The sequence below is a fragment of the Paenibacillus sp. FSL K6-4396 genome (assembly GCF_038002525.1).
Taxonomy (GTDB): domain Bacteria; phylum Bacillota; class Bacilli; order Paenibacillales; family Paenibacillaceae; genus Paenibacillus; species Paenibacillus amylolyticus_B.
Genome location: NZ_JBBOCR010000001.1, coordinates 5,772,448 through 5,795,363 on the forward strand (window position 1 = coordinate 5,772,448; position 22,916 = coordinate 5,795,363).

Genomic DNA, 22,916 nt, shown 5'->3' on the forward strand with positions numbered 1-22,916 from the left:
CGATTAACAACATTGACTATAATCCTGTTGCACGGTCGTTGTCAAACTATTTTTACGAAATACTCCAGAAAAATGGATTAAAAATACATTGATCGACGTACTTTCACAGAAGACAAACCGCGTTTAGTTGAAGTTTTTCTTAAGATAATTGAATTGTTCAACTCCACTGAAAACTTATAAATGCTAGATATAAAAAAGACTCATGATCTGTCTCCTTCCGCTTGGTATCCTGATGATACGTGCCGAAAAATTCAGTCCATAAGCCTTTACTTTACTATTCAGCTTGCTACCACAGATCTGGCCTTATTGCCCGCTTCCATCCGTTGCCTGAATACCAACACCAGAACCATCGCTGCAATAGAGAGCAACGTGCAGATCATAAACATGGTCGAATACGAACTTACCTGTACAATAAGCCCCATCGCCAGTCCACCCAAAGAGAATCCAAGGTCATACGAGGACATGAAGATCCCCATGAGTACATATCTGGAATCCGCAGGCAACACAAAAGACAGGTATGTGGTTAATGTCGGGTACAACAGTGCCAGGGCAAAGCCGCTGAACACCGCGGAGAGATACACCAATGGCCCGATGATCTCCATTAAGCTAAGCAACTGGGTCCCCAGTGCAGCACACAGCATTAACCCTGCCATCAGCCAGGTATTCCAGCTACCGTCGGACGGAATTTTTTTACGTAAAATAAACCTGCACAGGATCACAACCAATCCCTGTATCGTCAGAAATACCCCTGCACTCGCCAGTCCAGTGGATACCATATACAGAGGAAGAAAGGTCGCTGTCGCCCCAAAGACGCAGGACGCAAACAACATCACCACACTGCTGATCAGCAGTGGCGTACTGCGCCAGATGCCGCCAAATGAACGAAACATGTCTCCCAAGGTGTACGATTTATTCTGCACGGTACTCCGTGGCAGATCCACATTATATCCAATCAGAAGTGGCAGCGCCGCCAGTCCGATCATCAGCAGCGTAAACGCCAGATCACTGGCATTTTCCCAGATTTGTATGGCGATGATCGGAATGACCAGAGAAGGAACCATCGTAAACAGGGTGTACATGGACAGCCCTTGTGCCCGGTCTTTGTCCTCCAGCTTTTCCACAATGCCTGCCTGCATCGTCATGGAGAAAAAGGCCGTAGCCACCCCTTGCAGGGCTCGCAACCACAGATACGTCTCCACACCAAAAACAACAAACAGCAGCAACGTCCCGGCGTGTAAAAGCAATAGCCATTGCATCACACGAAGCGGCCCATGCTTACCCAGCAGCTGTGCTGCAAAAGGTCTCAAGAGCATACAGGTGAACATATATGCCCCCATCATCAAACCAATCTCAGCCTGATTCAATCCCGCGGCTTCGCTTCTCAAAGGCAGAATAATCGTCAAAGCTGAATTTGCCGCAAAAAATAAAAAGGCCAGCATATAAAACCGGATAAACGAAAAGGATACCGGATTTAATTTTCCATTGGATGTTGCCGTCATTGAAGACTTCAAACGTTCGTCACCACTTTCTCTTCTGGCAGTCAATTCATAGATGTACCTGTCACGGGTCTACGCCGTTCATAGGCAAAAACGATCATTACCGCTCCTAGGATAGCACAGATCATGTACATAAATGAATAGGAAGAGAAGTCAGCGACGGGTCCCATAATCACACCACCCAGAGAAATACCCAGATCCGCCATCGCAATAAATAGGCCGATCAGAACGTTCCGGTTCAGCTTAGGCAACACAAAAGATAAATAGGTCGTGAGTGTCGGATACAGGATCGCCTGACCGATTCCCATGAATACAGCCCCCACATAGAAAAAGACCACGCCTCCTGTCACGGCATAACTGACACATAGCGCAGCTACGGCGAGCAGACACATGGTGCCCATCATGAAAGGAGAATGCCAACTGCCATCAGACGGAATCCTTTTCCTAAGCATGATTCGAGCCAGCACCACCGTCCCGGCCTGAAGCATCAGATACACACCCGCATTCCCATTTGGTACTTGACTGGCATACAGCGGGATAAAGGTGGTAATCGCACCAAATACACCGGAAGCGGCGAGCATTAACACACTGCATCGAAACAGAAACGGATTCTTCACCAACTGACCAAAGGATTCCCACATACTCACGTTCTGCTCCGAAAGATTCTCAGCAGGTTGCTCCTTGCTTGGTTCCATTTTGGAGGTATATCCGAAGACGCCGGTAAAGACGGCAATGCCGATCAGAACAATTGTAAAATAATCCATACCACCCGTCTGCCAGATTCCTAACGCAATAACAGGCCCCACGATCCCCGGTATATAACTGAATAGCGAATAATACGAGATCCCCTGTGACCGATCTTTCTCCGGAAGTGCATCAATAATGCCAATCTGCAAAGCCATAGAAAAGAACGCTGTCGATACACCCTGCAAAATACGAGCAACCAAATAACCTCCGAGTCCCGTAAAGGGATATAAAATCAGCGCAAATCCATTGATGATCAGAATCAGACGCAATATTTTGATCGGACCATGCTTTTGAATAATCCGACCTGCCCATGGTCTGAAAAACATGGTTGTGAACATATAAGCGCCCATGATCAGTCCAATCGTTGTACCGCTCGCACCCAAAGACTCCCCTTGCAATGGGATGATCACGTTAAGAATGGCATTGGCACTGAAATATAGAAGAACCAGTATGTACAAGCGCAGAAAAGGCCAAGACATCGCTCCACTCACAATGGGTGTTCCCCCTAAAATGGTATTAAATGCTTCAATAATTTCTTCGCATAGTCTGACTGAACATCCTTTAGCTGCTCAATCGGAACGATCTCTTCAATCTGACCCTCTCTGAAAATGATCACCCTGTCACAGATATAGGCTGCCGCCTGTATATCATGCGTGATAAAGACGTAGCTCAGCTTGTAGATTTCCTTAAGCTCTTTCAACAATTGCAGCACCTGAATCTGAACAGACACGTCCAGTGAGCTGATCGCTTCATCGAACACAATGCATTTGGGGGCGGTGGAGATGGCCCTGGCAATGCATACTCTCTGAGCCTCCCCGCCGGATAGTTCATGCGGATATTTGGATCTATAGGAAGGGTCCAGTCCAACTTGGTTCAGCAACAGATCCACCTTCTCTGAGTTACCCTGATCCTTTCGCAGCTTTTGCTGCGCTTGCATAGGTTCCATAATGGCAGCTTCCACATTAAGAAATGGATTGATGGAGGACGTATAATTTTGAAAAACGGCGCTGATGTTACCCATCCGTGCACGTCGATCCTGTACGTCTTTACCATCCAGCGAGATCGTTCCACGATCCGGCCGTTCAATGCCGAGAATCAGACGGCCCAATGTGGATTTGCCACTTCCGCTTTCACCGATGATGCCCAAACACTCGCTCTGCTGGCATTCAAAGGTAACTTGTTTCAATACCTGTTGTCTGTGCTTGGAGAACAGTCCGCCTTGGTTATATGATTTTTCAATACCTTCCACCTTTAGCATCTATAAGTCCCCCTGCATCAATGCCTTGAAATGATTGCTCAGCTCCAATCGGGTAGAGACCAGATACTGCGTATAGGCAAGCTTCGGCTCTGTCAAAACAGAATGCATGCTGCCACGCTCGACGATCTTGCCGTCTTTCATGACCATCACGTCATCTGCAATCTTCTGAACGACGCCGAGGTCATGGGAGATGAACATCATGGAACAGCCCATGCGTTCGCGTAATTGAATCAATTGCTCCACCACTTCATATTGGGAGATCGTATCCAGCGCCGTTGTCGGCTCATCCGCAATAATCAGATCAGGCTCAAGCACCAATGCCAGTGCAATCATGATTCGTTGCAGCATCCCACCGGACAGCTGATGTGGATATTGATTCAGAATCTCGCGCGGATGTCTGAGCATGACGCTTTCCATGGCATTGATGATTTTCCGCTCAATCTCGCGGGTGTTCCAGCCAAAATGCTGCTGAAGCGTCTCCCGAATATGGACACCAATGACACAGGAGGGATCAAATGCACTCATGCCATTCTGCAAAATCATACACAGATGCTTGCCCCGCTTACGCCGCATCTCCGGTTCCGAAAGCTGGTTCAGGTCTTCGCCCTGAAATAACATTGTGCCCGATTGGCGAATCCATGGCTTGTTCAGTCGCATGATGGCCCTGCACGTGACGGACTTGCCGCTTCCACTTTCCCCCACGATGGCCATACAGCTTCCCTGCTTGACTTCGAATGAACTGTTATGAATGATCACTTTACCTGTATTGGTATCCCATACTTTCAAATGTTCAACCTCGACTATATTCATAAGCGGCCTTTCTCACCTCACTTTCGTAAGACTTGTCAGACTTACCTTGAGAGGTCATCAATTTGGGATCCAGAGCCACTTGAAGCGCATCTGATAGAAAATTAAAAGCAGACACCACCACTACAATGGCCAGGCCTGGTGCCAACATCAATTCAGGTCTGGAGAACATGACTTCCCTCGCCTCATTAAGCATCATCCCCCACTCCGCATGCGGAGCCTGAATACCAAGCCCCAGGAAGGAAAGACCGGAGATCTGCAACATTATCGAACACATGGAACCGCTGGCAATGACAGCAATATCGGCAAAGGTAACCGGAACAATATGTTTGGTTATAATTCTCAGATTAGGTGTGCCGGAGGCTTTGGCGAATTTTACATAATCCATATCGGAGAATTGCATCACAGATGTTCGAATAACACGGGCAAACCAGGCCCATTTCATCCACACAAAGGCAATCAAAATATTCTCCAGTCCTGCACCCAAAATGCCAACCACCGCCAGTGTCATCACGTATCCGGGAAAAGACAGCATAATATCGCAGACTCTCATGATCCATGCATCCACTTTCCCCTTGAAGTAACCCGCGATGAATCCAACAATAGCCCCGATCAGAACAGAAAGGCTCAGCGCAACCAGAACCCATAACACACTTGGACGGATGCCATAGATAAGCCGGGATAATACACATCTGCCCAGATGATCATTGCCTAATAGATACTCCCAGGACGAGGAGGCATAACGAAGCTTCATATTCACTTGTCCAGGATCATGTGGTGCAATTAAAGGGGCCAGTATGCCCGCCATAATCGTGACAATAATCACCACCAAAGAGGTAATAGCAAGCTTGTCTTTACTCCAATTTTTCAGTATACGCATCAGAATTCCTTTCTCAAACGGGGATTCATCGCCGCATTAATGATGTCGGATAACGTATTAAACAAGACAAAGGTGACCGCCAACATCAGAACATACGCCTGAATAATCGGAAAATCCCTGCTTAAAATGGATTTCACGCTGAGTCTCCCTAACCCCGGCCAGGCAAACACATTTTCGATGACTACCGTACTGCCAAGCACAATCGGGATCGCCATGCAAAAGATGGACACGGCCACCTGTAATGAATTTCTCAGAATATGCAGAGTTACTTTCTTCTCGCTCAGACCACTTGCCCGTGCATATAACACATAGTCCTCATTCATATTACTCAACATGGAACTTCGAACCGTTCGGAAGTAAATGCCCGTATAACTCACCGTGATTACGATCACCGGTAGAATGTAGCTTCGATACGAGTCCATGCCACTGGTAGGTAACAGGTCCAGCTTGACGGAAAAATACCAGATCATCATGCCTGCAAGCCAGTAGGATGGCATGGCGGTGAGGAAAAATGATACGCCTCTGACCGATCGATCCAGCAACTTGCCTTCTCTCATGGCACAGATCACACCGAGCAGAATGGACAGCGCAATAATGAATACTGATGAGACAAGTGTTAACTTCAATGTGTTCATAAAAGCAGGCCCCATCAATGACCACACGGGTTCACCAGATACATAAGAGTTGCCAAAGTCCAACTGCACAACAGCCATGATCCAGTTCACATACTGGATCATAAACGGCTGATCGAACCCCAAAGCCTGGTTGGTCTGGGCAATTAATTCCTCTGTAATCTGCGGAACTTCCTGTGCCTGTAACACAACAACCGCCGGGTCCAAGGGAGATAGATTAATCAGGACAAACGTTATAAATGAAATGATAATCAGTAAAGGGATGGTTAACAGAATCCTTTTGACGATATAAATTCCCATATCCATCTCCGCTCTATTTAAAATTCATTTGTTCAAATGGTAGTTCATATTGAGTCTGTTTGAATGAGATTCCATCGAGATTCTCAGGAGCGACAACGGTGACACGCCCGTTGGTAATCGGAATGAACACAGCTTCATCATGGACGATCTTCATAATGTCGGCATACAGGGATTGGCGGGAAGCCTCATCCGTGGAGACCATGACCGCATCAATTTTCTGATATAGTTCATCTGCTTCGGCAATTCCGCTTGTCGTATGCTTGTATGCTGAATCTGACGTAAAGGCAGCAATGGTACTCTGTGGATCATAGGCCAGTCCCCAGGTTTGATTGAACAGCAAATCATATTCCCCGGTTGCTCTCCGATTCGCGATGGAAGTAGACTCTTCGCCCACGATATCAAGCTGAACACCCAATTCTTTCATCGAATACTGAATCAATTCGGCCTGTATTTTCTGTGAAGACGAATTGCTGTCATAGTATAATTTCATGGCTAAAGGCTGACCGTTCTTCTTTCTCACCACCTCACCATCTGTCAATGTCCAGCCAGCTTGGTCCAGAAGCTTTTTAGCCATTTCCGGATCATACTCCCGTTTCTTCAGGTCCACCTTGGCGTAATTGACATTGGCTGAAAATAACGTGTCCGCTACCGTCTGCGTTCCGTTGAAAATATCTTTACTGATCGTTTCACGATCAATGCCAACCCATAGCGCTTCCCGCACTGCCGTTTCCTGAACCGGACTATCCTCGCGACTGCTATTGGCTACGATCATACTCGTATTCATCGCTTCACTTCGGACCACTTGATAATCCCCGGATTCAGCCAGTTGGTCCATGGCCTCGACATCGATACTATCTGCTCCCCGGTCATCGGTGAACACAAAGTTGATCTCTCCCTTTTGCAATGCCAGGAATGTTGTTTCACCTGCCGGAAGAACCTTGGATGTGATCTTCTTGATAGCAGGTGCACCACCCCAATAGTCTTCATTGGCTTCAAATGTGGCATTCTCTTCGACTTTATGAGCAGTAAGCTTGTAGGGTCCTGTACCGTGGAAACCACTTACCCCGTCTTTGGTTCCGTCATCTTTGAAATCCTTGGGTGATATGAAGACGTAAGGTCTTGTCATGGACAGTTCCACCAGTGCCGGATAATAGGCTTCCGACAGCGTCAGCTCCATCGTGTGCTCATCGATAACTTTTACACTCGTGATTTTGGTAGAAAGCTTGATCCAAGCATGTTTTTCGGCATTCGCCTGTACTGCATCGATATTTTGTTTAACCGCCTCTGCGTTGAACGGCTCTCCATCATGGAATTTCACATCTTGTCGCAGATGAAAGGTATAGGTCTTGCCATCCTCGGAGATATCCCATGATTCAGCCAGCAATGGCTTGATTCCGTCAGGTGTGTTTTCCACCAGCGACTCATATACCATTCCTTGCGCAGGCATGGAACCTGTATACAGATGTGGGTTCATATCATTAATATCTTTAGAAGAAGCATAGATAAGTTCTGTTTGTACCTGGCTATTGGCAGGCTCCGTTTGGGCGCTCTCTTTCTCTTTTGGGCTCTGTCCGCATCCGGCGAGCAGCGCAATGGCAGACACCAGCAATAGTATGGATGTAAAAGTAAGAGCCTTTTTCACAACATTTCCTCCTGATTAGTAAGCAAAACTAAAAATTTACACTTGCCACTTCGATGACAGAACAACCTTCCGATCGCTGTTATCACCGAATTTCTTGAATCTATCTCCTAAAGGTAGTATTTCGGTGATAAAGGCGAGCGCTTCGCTTCTTCAGGTTTTTTCTGTCCTCTCCGTTATTGTGTAAAACTAAATTCAACTTACTTAAATTAATATAACTAGACCCTACTACTTACAAGTCCGGTGCAGATCATGCGGATATCTTCGTCAAAGGATTGGATCACAAAGGCATCGGATAAACGCTGATCTGTTTTTGTGCGGGCAACTTCCTGAATCTTCGCCTCGTATGTGGCGATAAATTGATCAATGGTTGGACAGCTTACATCCAGATGTCTTGCTATGCCCTGAATGATTTTGATGCGGTAGTAATCTTCCTTGGGCATGCGGGGAATGTCCAGTTCCCCTTCGCGGTTCATGAATGTTTTACGAAATGGCACCGCTGAAAAGTCAAAATATTTCCCTTCCGAATCGGGTTCCGAGAATGGATCAATCAATAATGAGGTGTATCGTATGTATAATAAATACTCTTGATGAATGACCTGCAGCTGATTGAAATTCACGATATCCTGGTGTGATATACTCTCTAATCGAACCGGATAGTTGTCATCCGTCATGAATTGAAGCAGGTTGACTCCCTGAATATCAAGTCGTTCCGTAATATTCATAATCTCCTGCCACTGTGCCCGCATCTCCCGAATCAAAACTTGTGTTATCGGACCTTCGGGATACATCTTGTATACATATTTCTGAATATCCGATGCTTCAAAGATGGCCTTTAATGAGAAGTCGTTCATGAACAAGGGCGGATGTACATACAACGATATATTTCTCGTTTCCGCCTCCAGTGGGGAAGGCATGACTTCCAACGCAACACCCAAACGCTCATAAGCTTGGCATAGCTTGTTAACCTGTTCAGACGGGTATTGATTGGAACCGATATAGACCTTTTTCTTGACCCCCGTTGTCATGACATGATTAGACGGATGTTCGTGCATCCAACGGGTATCTCCAAGGTAGGTAGAGAAACTGATCACTTCCGGCTCTGATTTCCGCTCTCTCATATAATGGGTCACAAGTCGATTCGACCCAAACGTTGGAGAAACCAAAATGATACATTTCAGTTGTTTGATGAATTCATTTTTCATTTGTTCCAATACATCGATATAAGCATCCGTTGTTACAGCCAAAATGAGTGTATCCCATTCCCCCTGGGTGGTGTCATATCCCTGGAACACATGATCAACGACACACTCACCTGCGAGCGGCTGATGTTTCTCATTTTGAATGCTGACCTGAATACGTTGATTGCTCTCTTCAAGGGCTGAAAAAATCGATGCTGAACGAACCGATTGTCTCCCCGCAATGCCTATACAGCAGTTGAGATGATCTTTGAGCGCTACCGCAAGCTGAATGGATGCAGGCCCGGTTCCGAGTATCAGAATTCGCTGAAGATTGCTCATATATGCCTCCTATATTCAAAGTTCAATCTGTAATCCATTTGGACGCACTTGGATGCACTTGCATACCTATGCTTTTTGGTACAACGCAATATCAAACACATCATCCGGGCGCAAGATCGTATCCACCAGCTTCCACTTGTTGCTGTCCGTCGCTCTCATCGGATAATTGAACAAAGACTTCAACTGATCACCGTATCTCATGGCTACAACCACCTGTGTATTCGTCAGAGCATGCAGTTGATCGAGCAGATCATATTTAGCGGCCACGGTAGAGCTGAAAATGATATGGGTTGCTTCCCTGGTATAATCCAGATTCTCCAGCAATGTTGACTCCAAACGAATCTTCAAACCCGTGCCCAGTGTCTCCACCACTTTTCGCCCGAGTGTAATGGATTCTTCATCAATATCGATCCCGACGACTTCTGCACCTGATCGCTTGGCGATGAGTAATGGTGTCATGGGGAAGGAACCGGAGCCTACCAGCAATACTTTGGAATCAGAGGTAACATGGAAGCTGCCGAATTCTTTATCGATACACTCTTCAATGTTTTTGAAATAATCGGCAATCTGCACATCCCCGTTGTCTAGGGCGTGTCTGGAAGCTCCGAAGGAAGCAGATTTTGCCGAATTTTCGTTCCAAGCAAGGAAGTTTTCCGCAGGCGTGCCGGGGCACGTCAAGGGAAAGTGACGCAGCAGGGGGCGAAAAGGCGGTAAAAGATGCACTTCAGCGAGTTTCGAGACACGCCCTAACTTCAATGCACGATATTTCTCCATGATCGCCACACACTGGGCGGATTTATTTCTTAACTGCCATACAAGCGAATCCAGTTCTTCCAGCTCCGAATGCTCCAACTGTTCCCAGGCTGCCTTATTCTCCTGATTGGTCACAAAGCGGGAGTAGTCATTGATCACAGCTTCCAGCTCCGAACTATGCTGAATCGTATGATCATACTTGCTCGCGAGCTTATCGAATTTCTCTTCAAATTCACTCAAACATGTCTGAAAATGAACCAATGTGATCATTTCTTTTCCCCCAATACGTTGTCTCGATCATGTCATGTACCTCATGCGTTTATAAAGCTCCATTCTGCTGGAGCATCTATGAAGGCTTTGCCTTGAGCCACGATGCCAACCGATCCCTCAATCGTAATACTCCCAAGTTCTGCGCCATCCCACTGGGCTACCACTTTGATCGCACCACCAGGCTGCTTGATGTACTGCGTAATCTGCCTTTGCTGGCTCCATGCGAGATACGCTCCTACGGAGGCTGTACCCGAACCACACCCTCTCTCCCAGATCAGACTATCCAGCTCCGGAACATAGATGAGTGGGGCCATTTCTTCCAAGTGTGATTGATATAACAAGATACCGATCAGCTTATCTCCCAGAGTTAATCCCAGTAATCTTGCAAGGGTCTGTGCCCTCTTCTTCATCGTATCGTCGAAGTCATCGACTTCAATCACGATATGGATGAACTCAGCGTACCGGATGATCACCATATCGAGCTCGATGCCTTCATATCGAATTGTTCGCTGCTCAATCTGCTTCGGAACCGGCATGGTTACCTGGCAGTTGTATTCATGCTGCTGCTTCTTCACATGGCACATGATCAATTGATCGGTTCCGGAAACCTCCAGCATGATATCCATAGACTCCTGTTGAGCCAGTCCTGCTTCAGATGCGTGGTGTGCTGCAAGTGCCATACAGGCATTGCCACAGAACTCTCCTCCGGCCATTTCCAGACGGGCCACAGCTTCCGGTCTCCTCGTTGGTTCAATGAATCCCACTTGTTCGGCGTAAACGTTATCATATGACATTAGGCGCGTAGCAATATGGTTGTAGTTCTCGGCTGCATGATCCGTTTTAACCAGAATCGTCATGTTTTGAGTGGGACTGAACTTGATAAAATCGATCTCCTGTTTCATCGCAGCGACTACTCCTGTTCTTCTTTTTTATCTAATAGTAATTATTACGATTAAAGGTCGAGAAAAATATAGCACATCCTTTTAGGGAGCGTCAACAAATATTTCCATTAAAAAAATAAAAATTTCAAAATACCTTTAGCTGCCCTCCATATAAGAAAACCCAAACAGAGCTGACGCTTCTGCGCCAGCTCTAGCCATAACTATACCGTCTGATAAGATTCAGCGAATCGTCGTTCCTACCCGCTCTCACTTAAAAAAGGGAATACGAAAAACGGCTGCCGTCGAACGGAACCGTTTCGATCTGGATATGATCCAGTGATTCACTATACTCATCACTCTTGATGTGCTTGCACATTGTGCAGTGCTTTCTCAGCCAGTGCAGCCAGAAGATGTGCTCCCAGCGGCAGAGCCTGTTCATCCACATCAAAGCCAGGGTGATGCCATTCATGTGGGCCAGAGGTGCCCAGGAAGAGGAACAGGCCGGGAACTTCTTTTTGATAAAAAGAGAAGTCCTCACCTGCTGGAGAAGGTAGCGGTCTAACACTATTCAATCCAATCTCACTTGCAACTTGCTCCGCCGCAGATGCGAGAGACTCATCGTTGACCACGGCAGGTGGTCCCTGAATCCAGCGAACCGTAGCCCGTGTGCCATAGGCTGCGGCCACACCGGCGACTACCTGATTGAAACGTTCGCGAATCCGTGCACGCACTTTCTCATCAAAGGTACGCACTGTGCCATCAAGGATCGCTTCATCGGGAATAACGTTCCAGGCTGTGCCGCTATGAAGCTTGGTGACGCTGATTACAGCACTCTCCTGTGCTCCCACATTGCGGCTTACGATGGCCTGTAATGCCGTAACAATATGTGCGGCAACCACGATTGGATCAATGCCGGCTTCAGGCACGGCTGCATGGGTGCCTACACCTTCCACTTTGACAACAAAACCGTCTGCTGCTGCCATCAATGCGCCTTCCCGAATACCCACCGTACCTACCTGGAGATCAGGCTTGTTATGCAAACCAAATACCGCCCGAACATCGGACAATGCACCACTCTGGATCACTTGGCGTGCACCCGTTGCTTTTTCCTCCGACGGCTGGAATATCAACCGTACTTTTCCCGGCAAACTGGACTCGCGCTGTTTCAGTAATCGTGCAGCACCGATCAGAATTGCCGTGTGTGCGTCATGTCCGCAAGCGTGCATCTTTCCATCTACCTGGGAGGCAAATTCCAGCTTTGTCTCTTCCTGAATGGGCAGCGCATCAATATCTGCTCTTAGGGCAACAACAGGTCCGTCCCCTTGGCCTACTTCAGCGACAAGCCCTGTCCGCAGCACATATTCGTCTGCAATACGGACACCTTCCTCTTCCAGCCAGCTGCGAATGGCAGCTGTTGTCTCCTTTTCCTCGCCGGACAATTCCGGGTTACGATGCATGTGTCGCCGAATGGTGATTAAACGTTCCGCGAATTCTTCCGCCCGTTCACCATGAAGTTCATGCTCGGGGCCCTGTACTTGTTGCTCAGCCTGCTGTTTAGGCTGTTCCAGATCACTTTTCATCACACGGCCTCCCATTCGTATATATTCACTGCTATATTCACTGTCTACTTCCGATTGCTGCTTCTTCCTTGGATTCCAGTGCAAATTCGCTTAGTCCCTGCTCTGCCAGAATCTCACGCAATAATTCAAATGAACGAATGCGCTTGGTAAAATCCCGTGTAGCTGTAGTCACAATGAACTCTTCCACAGCAAACTCCTGCTGGAACTTCAGCAGTGCCTGACCTACGCTTTCCTTCGTCCCCCGGGTCACACTTGGCTCCAAAATTTCGATCCGATAGGTTTCGTTTGATTGACGACCGAATTCTTCCGCCTGTTCCACAGAACCGACAGTGAGTACTTTCCCACTCTCCAGATGGATCTTCACCAGCATATGCTCGCTCGCAAGTCCTTCCGCTTCCTCCTCACTCTCGGCCACAATTAACGATATGGCTAGTGCAGCGTAGGGCTCCCGTCCCTGGGAACGATCAAATTGTTCACGATACACACGGATCGATTGAAGCGCTACCTCTATATTACTGTTAATGAACAGTGAAAAGACATATGGAAGTCCCAGTTCCGCAGCCATGCCTGCACTATCAACACTGGCTCCAAGTACGTACAGTTCTGCTGGAATATCGGACAGAGGCGAAGCGCTGAGACCTGCAAGTGGATGTGATGAATCTTCAAGCGGCTCATTGTGGATGTATCGTTTCACCTGAACAATTTTCTCTTGAAGAGATGCTGATTCCTGAATACCTTCCTGCAACGCTTGTGTCGAACGGGGTAAACCACCTGGCGCACGACCGATTCCCAGGTCAACTCTTCCTGGTCCGAGCGCTGCAAGGATATTGAAATTCTCGGCGACTTTGTATGGGCTGTAATGCTGGAGCATTACTCCGCCGGACCCCAGCCGAATCCGCTTTGTATGCGCAAGCAAGTGGGAGATGAGTACCTCCGGGGAGGAACCCGCAACATGCCCTGAATCATGGTGCTCCGACACCCAGAATCGATGGAATCCCAGCTGCTCTGCTCGCTGTGCCAGCTCAATCGTATGCCGAAAAGCATCCACCGCCGTCTCCCCTTCATAGATGGGAGTCTGATCCAAAATGCCAACACGAATACTCATATCCTTCTCCTCCTTGATTGTGCTGAACCGCTATTCTTGAATCACTATTAAGTTGAACTAGAGATGTTACACTTTATCACTCCGATTGCAGTACCATCTTCCGATCACTCTTATCCCCAGATTTTCTTTACTCCCTTGGTTCAAGGGAAAAATCTGTTGATAAATGCGCACGCTTCGCTTCTTCAGATTGGTTCTGCACTCTCCGTTTTGGTGTAAAAATCAGATTCAACGTTAGATGCTCTATAACTGCCGCAGCAGTTCCCCGAAGGGCTCTGCCAATGGCGAATATTCTTCCTTTAACGTGACAACGCTGATCTGCAGTGATACACCTGCCACCTCATGTACCTGAATGGGGAACAGTTCCTGATTCTGCACTTCCTTCTTCACCGTGAGTCCCGGGAGAAAAGCAATGCCTGCCCCTTGCATAACCAGTTTCTTCGCTGTCTCCGAATTATCGACATGGTATGTAATATTCGGCGGATGTTCCAGCGAGTCGAAAGCCCGGTGAATGCGAAGCCAGTCCAATGAACCACATTCAAAAAAGACCAGTTGCTCATTCCGAATGGCTTCCATGCTGACATGCCCGCTCTCAATGAATGGATGCCCTTTATACACATAGAGCTGGATTGGATCTTCATAAAAAGCAACCGTACGGATCGCAGGATGCATGACCTTGCGCACAAAAGCAAGATCAATCTCCTGACCCAGCAGTTTGGCAATCAGCTGATCCGTCGTTGCTGTCGTCAATTTGATGTTAATCTCGGGGTAAGCATCCTTGATCTTGGGTAGAAAATCGGGAATGACATAATTGGATACCGATACTGTACTCCCCAGTCGAAGCGCATCCGGTGTTGTCCGGCGTTGCTGAATCTTCTGCTTGCCCTTCTGAATCACTTGCAGCACTTGCTGCGCATATGGCAGGAATTTCCGACCTTCTTCTGTTAGCACGATTTGCTTGCCAAGCCGATCAAACAACTTGCAGCCCAGCTCCCTTTCCAGTGACTGAATGCGAGCTGTGACCGAAGGTTGGGACAAGAAGAGTACTTCGGCAGCCTTATTGAAGCTTCCATAATGATTGATATATACAAATGCTTCAATATTCTCGATATTCATGAGTGCCTCCGTATCCACGTCCGCAGACGTTTGATCTTATATTGATTTATCCAATATACTTACTTGGTTTTACGATATCGTAATCCCATCCTTTTCCAGTGTCAATAACAATTCATCCAGTGAGCGATCCAAACGTGTAGTAATATCCGCAGAGAGCACAAATTTCCCATCATCCAGTCGTTCGATTCCCTGATCCACAGCATACACGCCACCCAGAATATGTCTTCCACCAAGGGCTGCCAGTACAGGCTTCAATGCATAATCAATGGCCAGCAGATGAGCAATGGAGCCACCGATGACGAGTGGGAGTATCAACTTACCCCGTAACCCTTCTTGCGGAATCAGATCCAGGAACAGCTTGAGCACTCCCGAGTACGATGCCTTATATACCGGCGTAGCCACAATAACTGCATCCGCGGCTTCCACGACAGCAAGTGCATCACGAATGAATGAGCTGTCGAACCGGGCTTGCACCAGATCCTCAGCAGGCAGATCCACAACGTGAATAACTTCGACGGTAATGCCTGCCTCCGTTAATTTTTGGCTGCTGTAATCTGTCAGACCTGTCAAACGCGAACGTTTGGAAGGTGATCCGGCAATAATGACAACATGTGACATGAATATCTCCTCCTTGGTATAGCGGTCAGACCGCTCCTTTTACTTTGGGGTCCAGCCGATCGCGAATATCGTCTCCAATCAGATTAACCGCCAGTACAAACAAAGTGATCGCCAGACCCGGGAACGTACAGATCCACCAGGCAACCGTCAGATAACCTCTCCCTTGGGAGAGCAATGCACCCCAATCCGGTATTTCCTTCAACACCCCAAGTCCCAGAAAACTGAGTCCGGAGCCCGTTAGAATTGATGTCCCTACGCCCAGCGTAGCCATGACCAGCAGGGGTGACAATGAATGTGGCAGTACATGTTTCCAGAAAATACGTGCATTGGAGCCGCCCAGTGAACGTGTCGCTGTAATGAAAGGCAGACCTTTAACTGATATGACCTGCCCACGCATCACCCGTGCGTAGCCCGGAATGGAGGAAACCGCAACAGCCAGTGCAATGTTTATCAGTCCTGGCCCGAGAGCAGCTGCAACAGACAATGCCAGGAGCACGCCGGGTACAGCCATCAGAATATCAACGGCACGCATGATGATGGTATCCACAATTCCTCCGGCGTAACCGGAGATAATACCAAGCGCACTACCAACAATGCCTCCCACAAGCACCGAAGCAAATCCAATAAGTAATGAATCCCTGCTTCCATGCACAACTACACTGAAGATATCCCTGCCAAAATAGTCCGTCCCGAACAGGTGCGCAGCAGAAGGAGCCTGCAGGATAACATCCGTCATCATCTGAGTTGGATCATAGGGCGCAATCCAGCCTGGCACAAACGCACATGCCACGGTAAACACCACCACCAGCAATGCTGCATAAAAGAATAATCGGGATACCGCGAATGAGACGCGATAGCGCCAAGGGCGGCGATTCCACAGACGGATACGTCGCACACTGCCCACCCATGCCTTTTTGTCACCAGCCAAAGGTTTCATGCTCATGAGAAACAACTCCTCCTTTCATACTCCGCGTCAGGACACTTCTGACTGTTCCATCCATGATTATGTGCGGACTGCACGCCGAACCCGGGGATCAATGTACGAATACGAGATATCCACCAGCAGGTTCAAGACAACGTAGATGATAGATGTAAAGAAAACCACACCTTGCACCACGGGAAGATCCTTGGCCATTAGCGCATCGGCAATAATTCGACCGATTCCTTGTCTGGAGAAGACAGTTTCCACCACAACGGTTCCCGCAAGCAGATCACCGATCAGCATGCCGATTACCGTTACTGCAGGAATAAGTGCATTACGCAGTGCATGACCATACATGATCGCACGTTCCGAAAGTCCTTTGGCCCGTAACGCCACGATAAACGGTTCATTGATCACTTCCAGCATGCTGTTCCGTACCATCCGTACGATAAATCCTGCACCCACGAGACCCAGTGTGGCAGCCGGAAGAACCAGTGAGCTGAATCCGTCGGAACCCATCGCCGGGAACCAGCCAAGCTGTACCGAGAATAACAGGATGAGCAGAATCCCCGTCCAGAAGGTTGGCATGGAAATGCCGAACAGTCCAACGAGCCGGGCGACGAAATCAATCACGCCATTGCGATGAATCGCAGACAGTACACCAAGTGTTATTCCAATCGTGATGGCAATGATTGAACTGAGTGCGGTCAGTGCCAGTGTCGCTGGAAAATGTTCTAGTATTTTTGACAATACCGGATCCGAATTGATCATGGATTTACCGAAATCCCCACGCAGCATATCACCGAAATAGTTCGCAAACTGGATATAAAACGGTTGATCCAGTCCTAGCTGAACCCGCAGATTCTCGATCATCTCCGGGGTAGCCGAGGATGGGTCCAACATGAGCAGCACCGGATCACCCGGCAGAAGATACATGATGCAGTACACCAGCACCGAAGCTCCGAATATAACCAGAAGCGATGTTGCGAGTCGTGACAGTATCGTTTGAACCATACCGGGATATCTCCTTCCTGAATCTGGATTGGCCGTTCCTATAGTGCGTGCTCAAAAAGACCAGTTTTCAGTACCGAGAAGATGGAATGAAGCTAGAAATGGAGTAGCTGAGCGTAGGAAACTACGTAAGCAACTAAAATGTTTCCAAAGGAAACATACTTCGTAAGCCTCCCGCTTATTTCGGCTGAATTTCATATTCGATGCTGATTATGCCATTAGGCATGACTCGTAATCAAAAGTGGACTTTTTGAACAACCTCTGTTAGGGCTGAATGCGGACGTCGTTAAAGAGTGGATACCCCAATGAATCAAACTTGATGCCTTCGACCTTTTTGGATGCTGCGACGGTATACGGGAATACATAGATCGGCAGAATTACCGCTTGCTCAATCAGGTAATGCTGGATTTGATTGTAGATCTGAACACGTTTATCGGGATCTGTCTCAACCGCTCCCTGCTCTAACAGTTCATCGATCTTTGGATCAGACAAACCGGACAATGTCGGACGCTCGCCCTCTGCACTCGTATGATAGAAAGCGTACAAGGCATTAGGATCAGAATTGACCTGACTGTTACCATAGAGATCATAATCCCAGTTCTGATAGATGACTGTTGCGATATCTTTTGTAATCTCGACTTCAACGGCAATGCCAACCTGTTTCAACTGTTGTTGGATAATGGCAGCAATGTCATTGCGTTTCTCCCGATTGGGCGAACCATCGACATAACGCAGGGTCAGTTTCTGGCCGTCTTTGGCACGAATACCGTCAGCGCCTTTCACCCAGCCTTGTTCATCAAGCAGCTGATTGGCTTTGTTGATGTCCGGGTTAATGCTACCTTCCAGCGATGCATCATAACCCAGGATTCCAGGAGACAGTGCGGACCACGCACGTTCGTAGTTGCCCAGATATAATGTTTTGACAATCGATTCCACATCTACAGCGGATTGTACTGCCTGCCTTACTTTCACATCATCCCAAGGCGCTTTGCGTAGATTGAAAAAGAGTGTGTACGGCAGTCCAACTGTGTTGGCCTGCAACAATTGCTGGTTCGGATCGTTTTTTAACACAGCGATATTCTGCGGTGGAACCGTCTCGGCAGCAAGTACCTGACTACTCTGTACACTTCCGATGCGCGTTGCTTCTTCCGGTACAATCTTGAATGTGATCGTGTCCACATGTGGCGCAGCTTTATTTTCAACCGTCTCAGGTCCCCAGTTGTAATCCTTGTTCTTGGCAACGACGATGTCCGCATTTTCATCCCATTTTACAAAGGTGTACGGACCTGTGCCCACCGGATTTTTACCCAACTGTTCGCCATATTTTTTGGCAGCTGTAGGGGATACGATCCCCAGAAGTGCCTGGCTCAAATTGCCGAGAAAGGCTTGCGATGGTGATTCCAGATTTACCTTGATCGTATATTCATCAATAACCTCGGAGGAGCTGTAGGGTCTAATCAGGGCAAGGGAATTGGCAGCTTTGGTGGCCGGATCAATCACCCGGTCCAGATTGTATTTCACGGCTTCCGCATTAAACGGTGTGCCATCGTGGAACTTCACGCCTTCACGCAACTTGAACGTATAACTCTTGCCGTCCTCGGATACGCTCCATTCCGTGGCAAGCCAAGGTTTGATGGAACCATCAGGCAGCTGCACGACCAGATTGTCGTAGATCGTCCGGATGGCACGCACCGTTACGGCAAGCCCACTGCGATGAGGGTCCAGCGTATCCGGTGAAGTTGCAAGTGCAAAACTCAGGTTGCCTCCTTCGACTTGCCCGGTCTGCCCCCCACCTGATGCCTGTGCCGTACTGTTCGTGCTGCCTCCCGCTGCTCCGCAACCGGATAATACCATCACCAATACTGCTGCCAATGCCATATATTTCATCCATGAGATAGACCTGTTCATATCGCTTCCCCCTCTGTGTATACAGGTGTCATTAAATTGATGTTTATACCAATACTTGATATATCCTATGAGTTAAGTCGGTTTTAAGTTAGTACGAAACGTAGTGTACATTGAATAGGGTTCATCTCAGTTATGCCAAATCAGATACAACCTGCTTCTTCGCAGCCGTATAACGGTTAACCGGAATTTTCACCCCAAGGTTACCTCGCAATGTATCTTGTTCATAGTCCGTACGATACAGGCCGCGCTCTTGCAGAATCGGAACAACCAGTTCTACGAAATCAGACAATCCGCTTGGCAGCTCCGAAGCAATAATGAAACCATCCGCGGCTTCCGTCTCGAACCATTCCTGAATTTTGTCAGCGACCTGCTCTGGTGTGCCCAGAAATTTGCTGCGTGGTGTTGCTGCCCGCAGAGCCACTTCACGCAAAGTCAATCCTTGCTCCTTGGCATCCTTCTTGATCTTGTCGGTTCCACTGCGGAAACTGTTGCTTCCAATGCCATTCAGCTCCGGGAACGGTTCATCCAGCGGATATTGGGAGAAATCATGATGTTCGAAGAAACGGCCTAGGTAATCCAATGCTTTGTCAATCGTGACCAGGCTCGCGATCTCCTGATATTTCTGTTCAGCTTCCTCTTCTGTCCGTCCAACAATAGGATTGATACCTGGCAGAATGACAATATCCTGTGAAGAACGTCCATAGGAAGCGGCCCGTGTTTTGACATCCTTATAGAATGCCTGAGCATCTTCAATCGTATCGTGTCCGGTAAAGACAGCATCCGCTTCTTGCGCAGCCAGGTTTTTGCCATCTTCCGAAGAACCCGCCTGGAATATCACCGGCTGTCCTTGCCGTGAACGCGCAATGTTGAGCGGACCCTGTACGGAGAAAAACTCTCCCTCATGATTAAGGGTGTGCAGCTTGGATGGGTCGAAGAATACACCGCTCTCTTTGTCTCTTACAAAGGCATCATCTTCCCACGAGTCCCATAATCCTTTGGTTACCTGCAGATATTCTGTAGCAATGCGGTAACGTTCCGGATGCGTAGGGTGGTTGCTCTTACTGTAGTTTTTCGCTGTACCTTCCAGCGGAGAGGTCACGACGTTCCAGCCTGCACGGCCATCACTGATCTGATCCAGGGAACCGAACTGTCTGGCTACGGTGAACGGATCACTATAGGATGTCGAGAGGGTACCCACCAGTCCAATGCGTGAAGTAACGGCAGCCAGAGCGGAGAGGATACTGATTGGTTCGAAGCGATTCAGGAAATGCGGAATGGATTTCTCGGTAATATACAGACCGTCTGCGATAAAAACAAGATCGAACTTGCCTTCCTCCGCTTTCAGTGCCTGACGTTTGTAGAATCCAAAGTTAACGCTGGCATCCGAAAGAACCTCCGGGTGTCTCCATGTGGTGTTGCTTCCTCCAACCCCATGAATAATGGCTCCAAATTTCAAACTGCGTTTCGCTGTCATATGCACTCCGCCTTCCTTGGATTAGAATCTTTAAAAGAATGATCAAGGGCCAACTGAACTGATTACGTATGCGAAATAACTTAAAAGTTAACTATTCCTATGAGTTTGGTTTGTTTTAATTTCACAAATCTTATCACTGCCCCGTAAAAGGGTCAACAGCGTGACTAATAGATTTTTTCTATATGAACATTGAAGATGTAAATAAGACCATTTACATCCCAAATGAGCCTTAACTTATGAACGTTCCAGCTGCTGAACAAATGCGATCTTGCATCATGCAGCAGCCGGAACGGCTTGCTTCAAAGGTATATATCAACTCCCGTTAGACTGCTGCCGCTTCGTCCGCTCGTGCCAGAAGTTCAGCCAGCTTCTCCAGATCAGGTTCCAACAAGGCTTCAAACTTGCCGTCCCCTCCCACTTCAATAACGGGTACATGCCGAATGCCATATTTTGCTTCAAGCACATCACGCAGCACGTCATTACCCTGCACTTCAATGTTCTCAAAAGGCTGGTTTCGCTCTGTCAAAAATGCTTTCACTTCCCCGCAGAAATGACAGCCTGTTTTGCTCCACAGCACGACTTTTTTGGTTGATGATGACATCGACATACCTCCTGATTGTTTTTTAAGATCAAGATCTGGACGATTGAATATGAACGCCCTAGACCTTCAATTCCCAACTGTTAAATAAGAATTATGGCTATAAATGTACTCCTGCGCCCCTCGTGCGTCAATGGATCTGCTAATAGAATAAACCTATAACCAAATAGAAAGATTAAATTATAAATTTGAAAGATGGCTCATTTTACAGGAATGAATCGCTATTGGCCCCTCCTAACCTGGTTAAAAGCTTGTTTTGCTAAATCAGTGTAGAACTCGATCTGATCCGGACTTCGATCTATGGCCCACCTCAGGGTATCAAAAGCTTTCAATAACAACACATACCTGGCTTGATTCAGTACACGCTCTTGCCCTTGTGTACTTGTCCCATATCCTTCTAAAAACGCTTTCAATTCTTCCTTGTCAGGACCCTCACCCCTTAGCTGGCATTGCATGAGTTGAGCGATATCGCCATACGGCGTGACGGTGACCTCCGCATTTCCCCAGTCCAGAAGGGTAATTTCTCCTGTCAAACTTACGATTGTATTCTTCAAAGAGAGATCGCCGTGGCATAAGCCAAAGCGGAAATTTTGCATGTTCAGTTGTTCGAATAATTGCCTTACGACCTGTGATTCCTTCATCGTCATCACACCAAGCTCGATCAGCGGGTCCTGCTCCGTCAGACTATTGATATTGTATTGCACATATCCTTGCCAACTTCCATCTGATCCTGCATGAGGGGGAGAGTAAAATTTGTTTTGTACGGGATCGTGCATTTCCCTTCCGAAACCTGTCACCGGGATGGATTGCATACGTTGTGTGTACTCACCGAGTTTCCTCCAGATCACGGACGGGGGCACTGTCGTATCCAATCCGTTATCCCCTTCCACAACCGTTTGAATCATATAGGCATGTTCAGCGTTGACCCCAACGGATAATGTCTGTGGCCCAGGAATACCGGCACTTGTTGCTCGTTCGATGCACCATTTTTCTTTCAAAAAGGTGGGATATGTATCTGGATTATTCATCCGTACAATCACTTTATGACTTGCCGTTTCCACCAGGCAGACCTGATTAACAAAACCTTTACCCACGATATGATGTGAGCATGTTACTTTTTCCAGCAAAAAATCACTGGCAATCTGTTCGGCTTGGTTAACTATAGAATTCTTCACCGTGCATCCTCCCTCAATCGCTATACTTTAAGTGGTCTATATAAGTTGAACTAATCATTTATACGATAACGGAGAGGACAGAAAAAAACCTGAAAAAGCGAAGCTACAAGCTTTCTGCAAGAAAGCTGCCTCGGAAGCATACGCTACCCCCGGATTTCCCCTTGAGAAAGGGGAATCGAAAAAATCTGGGGATAACAGCGATTGGAAGGTTATTCTGTCATCGTAGTGT

Annotated in this window: 20 protein-coding genes; all 20 read right to left on the bottom strand. The window is 47.7% G+C overall.

Annotation, left to right across the window (positions count from 1 at the left end):
* Positions 1-278: 278 nt before the first annotated feature.
* Positions 279-1,499 carry a staphylopine family metallophore export MFS transporter CntE gene (cntE, locus tag MHB85_RS25295; RefSeq protein ID WP_341073879.1) on the bottom strand — a complete coding sequence of 407 codons (1,221 nt, stop codon included), beginning with the start codon at positions 1,497-1,499 and terminating at the stop codon, positions 279-281.
* A gap of 41 nt (positions 1,500-1,540) precedes the next feature.
* The gene (gene cntE, locus MHB85_RS25300) at positions 1,541-2,734 is read right to left on the bottom strand and encodes a staphylopine family metallophore export MFS transporter CntE (RefSeq protein WP_341073880.1); all 1,194 of its coding nucleotides are present in this window, start codon (positions 2,732-2,734) and stop codon (positions 1,541-1,543) included.
* Between the two features lie 14 nt (positions 2,735-2,748).
* Positions 2,749-3,501, bottom strand: coding sequence for an ABC transporter ATP-binding protein (locus MHB85_RS25305; RefSeq protein ID WP_341073881.1), 753 nt, complete (start codon positions 3,499-3,501; stop codon positions 2,749-2,751).
* Positions 3,502-4,311, bottom strand: coding sequence for a staphylopine uptake ABC transporter ATP-binding protein CntD (cntD, locus tag MHB85_RS25310; RefSeq protein ID WP_341073883.1), 810 nt, complete (start codon positions 4,309-4,311; stop codon positions 3,502-3,504).
* Entirely contained in the window at positions 4,292-5,188 is an 897-nt protein-coding gene (gene cntC / locus MHB85_RS25315; RefSeq protein ID WP_341073884.1) for a staphylopine uptake ABC transporter permease subunit CntC, read from the bottom strand. Before cntC ends, cntD begins: the two co-directional genes overlap by 20 nt.
* The gene (opp1B, locus tag MHB85_RS25320) at positions 5,188-6,120 is read right to left on the bottom strand and encodes a nickel/cobalt ABC transporter permease (RefSeq protein ID WP_341074276.1); all 933 of its coding nucleotides are present in this window, start codon (positions 6,118-6,120) and stop codon (positions 5,188-5,190) included. The genes cntC and opp1B overlap by 1 nt, the downstream gene beginning before the upstream one ends.
* A 13-nt stretch (positions 6,121-6,133) precedes the next feature.
* Positions 6,134-7,762, bottom strand: a complete 1,629-nt coding sequence (gene cntA, locus MHB85_RS25325; RefSeq protein WP_192136296.1) for a staphylopine-dependent metal ABC transporter substrate-binding lipoprotein — start codon at positions 7,760-7,762, stop codon at positions 6,134-6,136.
* Between the two features lie 215 nt (positions 7,763-7,977).
* The gene (locus MHB85_RS25330) at positions 7,978-9,279 is read right to left on the bottom strand and encodes an opine metallophore biosynthesis dehydrogenase (RefSeq protein WP_341073885.1); all 1,302 of its coding nucleotides are present in this window, start codon (positions 9,277-9,279) and stop codon (positions 7,978-7,980) included.
* Positions 9,280-9,345: 66 nt separating this feature from the next.
* Complete coding sequence (locus MHB85_RS25335) at positions 9,346-10,302, bottom strand: SAM-dependent methyltransferase (protein WP_341073886.1); 957 nt, start codon at positions 10,300-10,302, stop codon at positions 9,346-9,348.
* Positions 10,303-10,343: 41 nt separating this feature from the next.
* On the bottom strand, positions 10,344-11,204 hold the full coding sequence (locus MHB85_RS25340; RefSeq protein WP_105601222.1) for a diaminopimelate epimerase: 861 nt from the start codon (positions 11,202-11,204) through the stop codon (positions 10,344-10,346).
* Positions 11,205-11,536: 332 nt separating this feature from the next.
* Entirely contained in the window at positions 11,537-12,763 is a 1,227-nt protein-coding gene (locus MHB85_RS25345; protein ID WP_341073887.1) for an amidohydrolase, read from the bottom strand.
* A 37-nt stretch (positions 12,764-12,800) separates the two neighbouring features.
* The gene (locus tag MHB85_RS25350) at positions 12,801-13,868 is read right to left on the bottom strand and encodes an LLM class flavin-dependent oxidoreductase (RefSeq protein WP_091020875.1); all 1,068 of its coding nucleotides are present in this window, start codon (positions 13,866-13,868) and stop codon (positions 12,801-12,803) included.
* A 240-nt stretch (positions 13,869-14,108) separates the two neighbouring features.
* Positions 14,109-14,981 carry a LysR family transcriptional regulator gene (locus MHB85_RS25355; protein ID WP_091020874.1) on the bottom strand — a complete coding sequence of 291 codons (873 nt, stop codon included), beginning with the start codon at positions 14,979-14,981 and terminating at the stop codon, positions 14,109-14,111.
* 69 nt (positions 14,982-15,050) lie between these two features.
* The gene (gene ssuE, locus MHB85_RS25360; RefSeq protein ID WP_210109855.1) at positions 15,051-15,599 is read right to left on the bottom strand and encodes an NADPH-dependent FMN reductase; all 549 of its coding nucleotides are present in this window, start codon (positions 15,597-15,599) and stop codon (positions 15,051-15,053) included.
* 25 nt (positions 15,600-15,624) lie between these two features.
* Positions 15,625-16,542 carry an ABC transporter permease gene (locus MHB85_RS25365; protein ID WP_341073889.1) on the bottom strand — a complete coding sequence of 306 codons (918 nt, stop codon included), beginning with the start codon at positions 16,540-16,542 and terminating at the stop codon, positions 15,625-15,627.
* Between the two features lie 60 nt (positions 16,543-16,602).
* Positions 16,603-17,535 carry an ABC transporter permease gene (locus tag MHB85_RS25370; RefSeq protein ID WP_341073891.1) on the bottom strand — a complete coding sequence of 311 codons (933 nt, stop codon included), beginning with the start codon at positions 17,533-17,535 and terminating at the stop codon, positions 16,603-16,605.
* A gap of 261 nt (positions 17,536-17,796) precedes the next feature.
* A complete protein-coding gene (locus MHB85_RS25375) occupies positions 17,797-19,440 on the bottom strand; it encodes an ABC transporter substrate-binding protein (RefSeq protein ID WP_341073892.1) in 1,644 nt (547 codons plus the stop codon).
* A 130-nt stretch (positions 19,441-19,570) separates the two neighbouring features.
* The gene (locus MHB85_RS25380) at positions 19,571-20,914 is read right to left on the bottom strand and encodes an LLM class flavin-dependent oxidoreductase (RefSeq protein WP_341073893.1); all 1,344 of its coding nucleotides are present in this window, start codon (positions 20,912-20,914) and stop codon (positions 19,571-19,573) included.
* A gap of 322 nt (positions 20,915-21,236) precedes the next feature.
* Positions 21,237-21,515 carry a glutaredoxin family protein gene (locus MHB85_RS25385; RefSeq protein ID WP_036605813.1) on the bottom strand — a complete coding sequence of 93 codons (279 nt, stop codon included), beginning with the start codon at positions 21,513-21,515 and terminating at the stop codon, positions 21,237-21,239.
* Positions 21,516-21,733: 218 nt separating this feature from the next.
* Positions 21,734-22,687, bottom strand: coding sequence for an aminoglycoside phosphotransferase family protein (locus MHB85_RS25390; protein ID WP_341073894.1), 954 nt, complete (start codon positions 22,685-22,687; stop codon positions 21,734-21,736).
* Between the last annotated feature and the right edge of the window lie 229 nt (positions 22,688-22,916).